Source organism: Streptomyces otsuchiensis (genome assembly GCF_004305975.1).
In the GTDB taxonomy this organism is placed as follows: Bacteria; Actinomycetota; Actinomycetes; order Streptomycetales; family Streptomycetaceae; genus Streptomyces; species Streptomyces otsuchiensis.
On record NZ_BHZI01000262.1, the window covers coordinates 1 to 8,171 of the forward strand.

Genomic DNA, 8,171 nt, shown 5'->3' on the forward strand with positions numbered 1-8,171 from the left:
CGGCCGGTGGCCGTCCGGGCGGCGGTCCCGGTGGGGGCCGCGGCCCCGGTACCGGTGGCGCCGGCCGTCCCGGTGGCGGTGGCTTCGCCGGCCGTCCGGCCGGTCCCGGTGGCGGCGGTCGTCCCGGTGGCGGCGGTTTCGCCGGCCGTCCGGCCGGTCCCGGCGGTGGCGGCGGCGGTCGTCCCGGTGGCTTCGGTGGCCGTCCCGGTTTCGGTGGTCGTCCCGGTGGCCCCGGTGGCCGCGGTGGCACCCAGGGTGCGTTCGGCCGTCCCGGCGGTCCGGCGCGTCGTGGCCGCAAGTCGAAGCGGCAGCGCCGTCAGGAGTACGAGGCCATGCAGGCCCCGTCGATCGGTGGCGTGATGCTGCCGCGCGGCAACGGTGAGGCCGTGCGTCTCTCCCGCGGCGCGTCCCTGACGGACTTCGCGGAGAAGATCAACGCCAACCCGGCCTCGCTGGTGCAGGTGATGTTCAACCTTGGCGAGATGGTCACAGCGACCCAGTCGGTCTCCGACGAGACGCTGCGCCTCCTCGGCGAGGAGATGAACTACACCGTCCGCATCGTCAGCCCGGAGGAGGAGGACCGGGAGCTCCTGGAGTCCTTCGACATCGAGTTCGGCGAGGACGAGGGCGACGAGACGCTGCTGGTGGCCCGTCCGCCGGTCGTCACCGTCATGGGCCACGTCGACCACGGCAAGACCCGTCTGCTGGACGCGATCCGCAAGACGAACGTGATCGAGGGCGAGGCCGGCGGCATCACCCAGCACATCGGTGCCTACCAGGCCTCCACCGAGGTCAACGGTGAAGAGCGCAAGATCACCTTCATCGACACCCCCGGTCACGAGGCGTTCACCGCCATGCGTGCCCGTGGTGCGAAGTCCACGGATATCGCGATCCTGGTGGTCGCCGCCAACGACGGCGTGATGCCGCAGACGATCGAGGCGCTCAACCACGCCAAGGCCGCCGGTGTCCCGATCGTCGTCGCGGTCAACAAGATCGACGTCGAGGGTGCCGACCCGGCGAAGGTCCGCGGTCAGCTGACCGAGTACGGCCTCGTCGCAGAGGAGTACGGCGGCGAAACCATGTTCGTGGACGTCGCGGCCAAGCCCGGCACCAACATCGAGGGCCTCCTGGAGGCCGTCGTGCTGACCGCCGACGCCACGCTCGACCTGCGGGCCAACCCCAACCAGGACGCCCAGGGCATCGCCATCGAGGCGCACCTGGACAAGGGCCGCGGCGCCGTCGCGACCGTCCTGGTCCAGCGCGGCACGCTGCGGGTCGGCGACACGATGGTCGCGGGCGACGCCCACGGCCGTGTCCGGGCGATGCTCGACGACACCGGGAAGAACGTCGAGGAGGCCGGCCCGTCCATGCCGGTCCTGGTGCAGGGCCTGACCAACGTGCCCGGCGCCGGCGACAACTTCCTCGTCGTGGGCGAGGACCGCACGGCCCGCCAGATCGCCGAGAAGCGCGCCGCTCGGGAGCGCAACGCCGCGTTCGCCAAGCGCACCCGCCGGGTGTCGCTGGAGGACCTGGACAAGGCGCTCAAGGCCGGCGAGATGGAGCAGCTGAACCTGATCATCAAGGGTGACGCCTCCGGTTCCGTCGAGGCCCTTGAGTCGGCGCTGCTGCAGCTGGACGTCGGCGAGGACGTCGAGCTGCGGGTCCTGCACCGCGGCGTCGGTGCGGTCACCGAGACCGACATCGACCTGGCGACCGGCTCCGACGCCATCGTCATCGGCTTCAACGTGCGCGCGGCCGGCCGTGCCACGCAGATGGCCGAGCGCGAAGGCGTGGACGTCCGCTACTACTCGGTCATCTACCAGGCGATCGAGGAGATCGAGGCGGCCCTGAAGGGCATGCTGAAGCCGGAGTACGAAGAGGTCGAGCTCGGTACCGCGGAGATCCGCGAGGTCTTCCGTTCCTCCAAGCTGGGCAACATCGCGGGTGTTCTCATCCGCTCCGGCGAGGTCAAGCGGAACACCAAGGCGCGGCTGCTGCGTGACGGCAAGGTCATCGCGGAGAGCCTCAACATCGAGGGTCTGCGGCGCTTCAAGGACGACGTCACCGAGATTCGTGAGGGCTACGAGGGCGGTATCAACCTCGGCAGCTACAACGACATCAAGATCGACGACGTCATCGCCACCTACGAGATGCGGGAGAAGCCGCGCGGCTGATCCCCCTCACGCGGGAACCGTGACGGGCCGGCCGGTGGAGGAAACTCCGTCGACCGGCCCGTACGGGCGACGTTACGATCATCGCCATGTACGTAGGGACGATCTCTTTCGACCTGCTGCTGGGCGATGTGAGGTCGCTGAAGCAGAAGCGCTCAGTGGTCCGGCCGATCGTCGCGGAGCTGCGCCGCACGTTCGCGGTCAGCGCCGCCGAGGTCGGCGACCAGGACCTCCACCGCCGGGCCGAGGTGGGCGTCGCGGTGATCTCGGGGGACGCCGGACACCTCTCCGACGTCCTCGACCGGTGCGAGCGGCTGGTGGCCGCCCGGCCGGAAGTGGAGCTGCTGTCGGTCCGACGGCGGGTCCACGGTGACGACGACTGAGCCGCCGTCACCCGCACAGCACTTGTCACAGAAGAAGGAGACGTCACCGTGAGCGGCAGCGCGCGCGCCGACAACCTGGCGAAACTGATCCGCGAGGTGGTCGCCGAGAAGATCCAGCGGGGCATCAAGGACCCGAGGATCAAGAACCATCAGGTGACCGTCACCGACACCCGGGTCACCGGGGACCTCCGCGAGAGCACCGTCTTCTACACCGTCTACGGTGACGACGCGGCCCGGGCCGAGGTCGCCGCGGGCCTGGAGAGCGCCCGGGGCATGCTCCGCACCGAGGTCGGTCGTGCGGCGGGCATCAAGCACACCCCCAGCATCGCGTTCGTCCCCGACGCGCTCCCCGAGAACGCGCGCGCCATGGAGGAACTCTTCGACGCCGCGCGCGCCCGGGACGCCAAGCTCCGCCAGGAGGCCGCGGGCGCCCAGTACGCCGGTGACCCCGACCCGTACAACCGGGCGGGCGACGAGGACTCCGAGGACGAGGGCTCCGACCGGGAGACGGGCGGCGACAGCAGCGGCGCACCCGACCGCGGCGGGGACACCCCGGGCTGATGGCACGCAAGGACAACGGACCCGACGGGCTGGTCGTCGTCGACAAGCCCGCCGGGTACACCTCCCACGACGTGGTGGCCACCCTGCGGGGCATCGCCCGGACGCGCCGCGTGGGACACGCCGGCACGCTCGACCCCATGGCCACCGGCGTCCTGGTCCTCGGCCTCGGCAAGGCGACGCGGCTGCTCGGCCACCTCGCCCTCACCGAGAAGGAGTACCTGGCCACCATCCGGCTGGGGCAGACCACGGTCACGGACGACGCCGAAGGCGACCTGACGGCCACGGCCGGGGCGCCGGAGGTGGACGCGGACGACCTGGCACGCGAGGTCGGGCGCCTGACCGGCGACATCCTGCAGGTCCCGTCGAAGGTCAGCGCCGTCAAGATCGACGGCAAGCGGGCCTACCGCCGGGTGCTGGACGGCGAGGATGTCGAGATTCCGGCCCGGCCGGTCACCGTCTCGGAGTTCACCGTCCACGAAATCCGGACCGGGGCGGCGGACGACGGGACACCGGTCACCGACCTCGTCGTCGCCGTCGTGTGCTCGTCCGGCACCTACATCCGGGCGCTCGCCCGCGATCTCGGCGAGGCGCTCGGCACCGGCGGACACCTCACGGCACTGCGACGGACCCGCGTCGGGCCCTACCGCGTGGCGGACGCGCGGACCATCGGCCAACTCCGTGCGGAGCTCGCACCGATGCCACTGGCGGCCGCGGCGGCCGCGGCCTTCCCGCGCTGGGAGCTCGACGACCGGCGCGCGGCCCTGCTCGGCAACGGAGTGCGCATCGACATGCCCTCCGACATGCCGGCCGGACCGATCGCCGCGCTGGCCGGTGACGGACGGCTGGTCGCGCTGGTCGAGTCGGACGAGGGGCGTGCCCGGATTCTCGCCGTGCTGGAGCGCGCGCAGGGCTGAGGCACTCCATCCCGTGTGATGTGACGCGACGGGGCGTGGACCGGATCTCCCGGTCGACGCCCCGTCGCGCTGTTCGCGCCATTTCCGCAGTTCGCGTGACACCCGCCGGTACGGCGTCGGGTAGGACCGCTGGAGGCGTTCAGCGAGGCCCACGGGGCCCGTGGCGCACGGCCTGGGGCCACACGCGTGCCCCACCGCATGGGGCGGCGGGGCGCACCTCTCCGCAACGCGTGGTGCGGGCCCGCATGGTGCGGGCCCGCACCACGCGCCGCTTTCCGGATCGCGCCCATGTGGCGGCCGAGTCGGCCGCGCAGGCGCGCGGTGGGCTCGCCCGTATGGCGGGCGTGAACGCGTGAAACAGGGGCGTGTATCCATCGTCCGTGGTGAAACCCGCTGAACCCCGTCATCCCCTGGGCAGAACCCCGCAGACACCAGCTCATACGGGAGGTCGGAATGGCGTCGTGCGGTGCCGGGCCCACGCTGCCGCGGATCTGCGATCTGGCCGGCCGCCCACGCGGCAGCGGCTTCCTCGCCGACGACCGCGGCACCGTCGTGACCAGCCACGAGGCGGTGGACGGACTGGCCAGGATCGTGGTGCACACCCCGGTCGGACGTCCCCAAGTCGTGACCGCGGACGCCGTGACAGCGATCCCCGAATGGGACCTCGCCCTGGTCCGCACCGGTGGCCTGCCACTGGCACCGCTGCTGATCGGCTCCGACCGCGCCACGGCCACCGGCTCCGAGGTCCTGACGCACCTCGACGGCTGGTCGGCGGCGACGGTGACAGGCGACGGCCCCGCCACCTACACCGCCACCGACCGATTCCACCCGATCCCGGCGGCGCTCCGGCTCGGACTGCCGCAGTCGGCCGCCGTCCGGCTCCGGTTGAACGCGGAGGCGAGCGGCAGCCCTGTGCTCGACGCGGAGACCGGCTCCGTCCTGGCCGTCCTGGGCACCGCGCTCCACGCCGCCCAGGCATCAGGACTCGCCGTTCCGCTGCGTGCCGCCGCCATGGCGGAGCCGGACGGCCCGCTCGGGGAACTGCTGCGTCGCAACGGCACCGTGGTCCCCGGCTTCGGAGTGGACCTCAACCTCGCCGGTGCGCTCCGGCTCACCGCGCAGACCCTGACCGCGGAAGCCGCCCCCACGGGCCCCACCGGGGCCCGCACCGCAGGCGCGGAGCGGCCCGAGGCCGGGGACGCGCTGCGCGCCTTCGACGCCTCGTCCCGCACCGTGCTGGCGCTGGTCGGCCCGCCGGGCACAGGACGCAGCAGCACGCTCGCAGCCCACGCGGCGCGTCGTGCCACCGGCCCGGAGCCGGCGCCCACCGTGTGGCTGCGGGGTGCCGACCTGCATGCGACGGACGGCGGGATCCGGGACGCCCTGTACCGGGCGTTCACCGATGCCGCGCGCGTTCGGCGGGCCACCGAACGAGCCCACGCCCCCGGCCCTGAGAGCGAGGGCGCGCCCGCCGTCGACCCCGACGTCCTCGCGCGCGTCTCACGCATGGCGCGGCGGCCCCTGCTGATCGTCCTCGACGCGCCCGAGGAGATGCCCCCCGGTCTCGCCGTCCGGCTCCGGCAGTGGTCCGCCGCGACCTCGGGCTGGTTGCGTGCGGCCGGCGCCAGGCTGGCGCTCGCCTGCCGCCCCGAGTACTGGGAGCACGCGGGCCGTCTCTTCCCGGCGGACACCCTGCACGCTCCCGTCACGCCCGGGCGCCCCCTCGGGATCGAACTCCCCGGCTGCCACTGGCTGGGCGACCTGCCGCCGGTACAGGCAGCGGGAGTGCGCGAGGCCCTGGGGATCGGTGCCCTCGTCGACCCCGCGGAGCGGCGCCATCCGCTCTCGCTCAGAATGCTCGCCCGGATCCGGTCAGCGCAGCCGCCGGGAGCGGGTGGCCTGCCGGACCGCCCCCAGATCTTCGGCGCGCACCTCGACCTCGCGGCGCTGCGTGTCGCCGAGCGCCTGGCGGAGCAGGAGAGACCAGCCCGCGGGCCGGGCCACCGGCGCCGCCTGGCGGCCCGGGCGGCGGCTCGGCTGCACGAGGCGGCCCGGCGGTCCCTGGGGCCGGTGGTACTGCCGCGTGAGGCATTCGAGGAGCTGTTCCCCTGGCGGGACGGATGGGCCGCAGCCGTACTCGAGGAAGGGATCCTGCTGCCCGCCGGCGCCGGATACCGGTTCGCGGACGAGGAGTTCGCCGACTGGATCCAAGGCCGGCACCTCGACCTCGACAGCACGCTGGACCGGCTGCTCGCCCCACCCGCCTCCTCGAACGACGCGGTGCCCGCCCCGCCGCCGATCCCACGACACCGCATCGGGCCGGTGGTGTACGCGCTGCTCAGGCTCGACCAGGATCTCGGAGCGGAAGCCCTACGGCGCCGGTTGCAGCGGCTGGTCTCCGCCCTCGGCCCACAGGTCCGGCAGCACACCCCCGGGCCGGACGGAGAACTCCCGCCGAGACCCGTGACGGTGCCCCGCCAGGGCACCGGGGCACGCGCCACGGCCCCCACGGCGCGCGGGCCCCGTCCGTCGGAGCCGACCACGGAGCACGGCCCCGCCGTGCCCGGCGGCCCGCCGACCGGTGCCGACCCCAGCACCCTGCCGGACGACATCCGCTGGTGGTGCGGGCACCTCCTCGGTGAGACGTTGCTCCGGCTGCCCGACGCCACTGGACAGCTCGGCGTGGCACGCCAGCTCGCCGACCTCGTCGGGGCCGGAACGGCGTCCGCGGCGGCCTTCCCGCCGGCCTTCTGGCGCGGGCTCCGACTCGACACCGCGCACCGGCTCGACCTGCTCCGCCTGGTACTGCCGGCCGACGGGACCGGAGCGGGCGACCGGTACCTGACCACCGCCGGACAACTGCTCGCCGCCGACCCGCGTGCGGCGCAGCCCGTGCTGTGCCGCTGGTTCGACGACGTGCGACCGCTGCGCCACCACGCGGACCACAGTGGGGCGACGGTGGCAGCCGCGGCGCAGGCGCTGTTGCACACCCACCGCCACCACGCGCTCGACGCGCTCACCGACGCCCTCGCCGACGCCGCCCACCCCCGCGCGGACGAACTCCTCTCCGAGCTCGCGCAGGACGAACCGTCGGCGCTGTGCCGCGCCGTCCGACGGTGGGCCGTCGACGAGCGGCCGGACCGCCGCGTCGCGGCCGCCGCGTACGCCGCCCGCGCCGTCGCCCACGAGCCCGGGCCGAGCGCCGACGACCGCCGGCTCCTCGGCCACGCGGCCGAGTCCCTGCTGGCCCGCCCCGGGGACAGTGCGCTGCACAGCGAGGCGTACGTGTTGCTGCTGCGCGACCCGGCCACGCGCGGACGCCATCTCGCGCCGGGGCTGCTCCACTTCGTGGCCACGGCCGACGGCAGCGCACGCGACCGCCGGCTGGCCGCTGTCCTCGCCCACGCCCTGACCACCCACCCCGCCCAGGTACTGGAGGCTTTCCGGCGTCGGCTTCGTCATGCGGCCGGAGATCCGGAGGCCTGCGCCGCCGCCCTCACCTCACTGGCGACCGTGAGCAGCCCGGCGGTCGCCCGGCGGGTGGCCGGCCTGGTCGCCGAGTACGCGCTCGACGCGCCGCTGACGGGTGCCGAACCGGTGGCCCGATTCGTCGAGCACCGCCTGGGACAGGGCCGCCGCGCCCGCTCCGCCCTGGTCTGCCTCGTCGACCGGCTGCTGCGGGAAGGACCCACGGCGGTGCGCGCCGCCGTGGCCCGGGTCCTCGGAGCCGCCGGGGGAGAGCCTGCCGGGGAGCTGCTGACCCTGGTGCTGCGCCGGGAGCGGGACCCTCTGGTGCTCGGTGAGGCACTGACCGCGGCGGCGGTGGCGGCGGGGGCCGTACCGCCGTCGCTCCTCACCTCGACCGCGACCGTCGCCCCTGCTGCCGCCCCGTCCGCAGCCGGTGACGACGCGACGGGTCGGGTGCGCCGGATCGCCGCGGCACTGTCGCGGACGGCCGAGGGAGCGCGGGAGGCCGACCGTCGTCTGGCCGAGCGCGTCCGCCGGAGCCCCGGTTTCGCCGCCCATCTGACCGTCGCACTCGCCGCCACGCCCGAGGACTGGTCGGGGCCGGCGGGCCCCGACCAGTCCTCGGGCGTGGCGGCGAGTGCGACGGTCAGATGGGCGGCGAAACCGGGGCTCCG

The 8,171-nt window shown here is 74.2% G+C and carries 5 protein-coding genes; all 5 read left to right on the forward strand.

From position 1 onward, the window contains the following. Positions 1 to 2,174, forward strand: a 2,174-nt coding sequence (gene infB, locus E0D90_RS20905; RefSeq protein WP_130799630.1) for a translation initiation factor IF-2, incomplete at its 5' end; no start/stop codon positions are given. A gap of 86 nt (positions 2,175 to 2,260) precedes the next feature. After that, positions 2,261 to 2,554 carry a DUF503 domain-containing protein gene (locus E0D90_RS20910; RefSeq protein ID WP_103502705.1) on the forward strand — a complete coding sequence of 98 codons (294 nt, stop codon included), beginning with the start codon at positions 2,261 to 2,263 and terminating at the stop codon, positions 2,552 to 2,554. Between the two features lie 48 nt (positions 2,555 to 2,602). After that, positions 2,603 to 3,115, forward strand: coding sequence for a 30S ribosome-binding factor RbfA (rbfA, locus tag E0D90_RS20915; RefSeq protein WP_130799631.1), 513 nt, complete (start codon positions 2,603 to 2,605; stop codon positions 3,113 to 3,115). Continuing rightward, positions 3,115 to 4,029: a tRNA pseudouridine(55) synthase TruB gene (gene truB, locus E0D90_RS20920; protein WP_130799632.1), complete on the forward strand. Its 915-nt coding sequence runs from the start codon at positions 3,115 to 3,117 to the stop codon at positions 4,027 to 4,029. The genes rbfA and truB overlap by 1 nt, the downstream gene beginning before the upstream one ends. Positions 4,030 to 4,482: 453 nt before the next feature. Further along, positions 4,483 to 8,171 (forward strand): trypsin-like peptidase domain-containing protein (locus E0D90_RS20925; protein WP_130799633.1); only part of this gene is annotated, 3,689 nt, incomplete at its 3' end.

Bases quoted from the DNA above. Each gene is read 5' to 3' on its own strand.
- E0D90_RS20910 (WP_103502705.1), top strand. From the start codon at position 2,261: ATGTACGTAGGGACGATCTCTTTCGACCTGCTGCTGGGCGATGTGAGG.
- truB (WP_130799632.1), top strand. From the start codon at position 3,115: ATGGCACGCAAGGACAACGGACCCGACGGGCTGGTCGTCGTCGACAAG.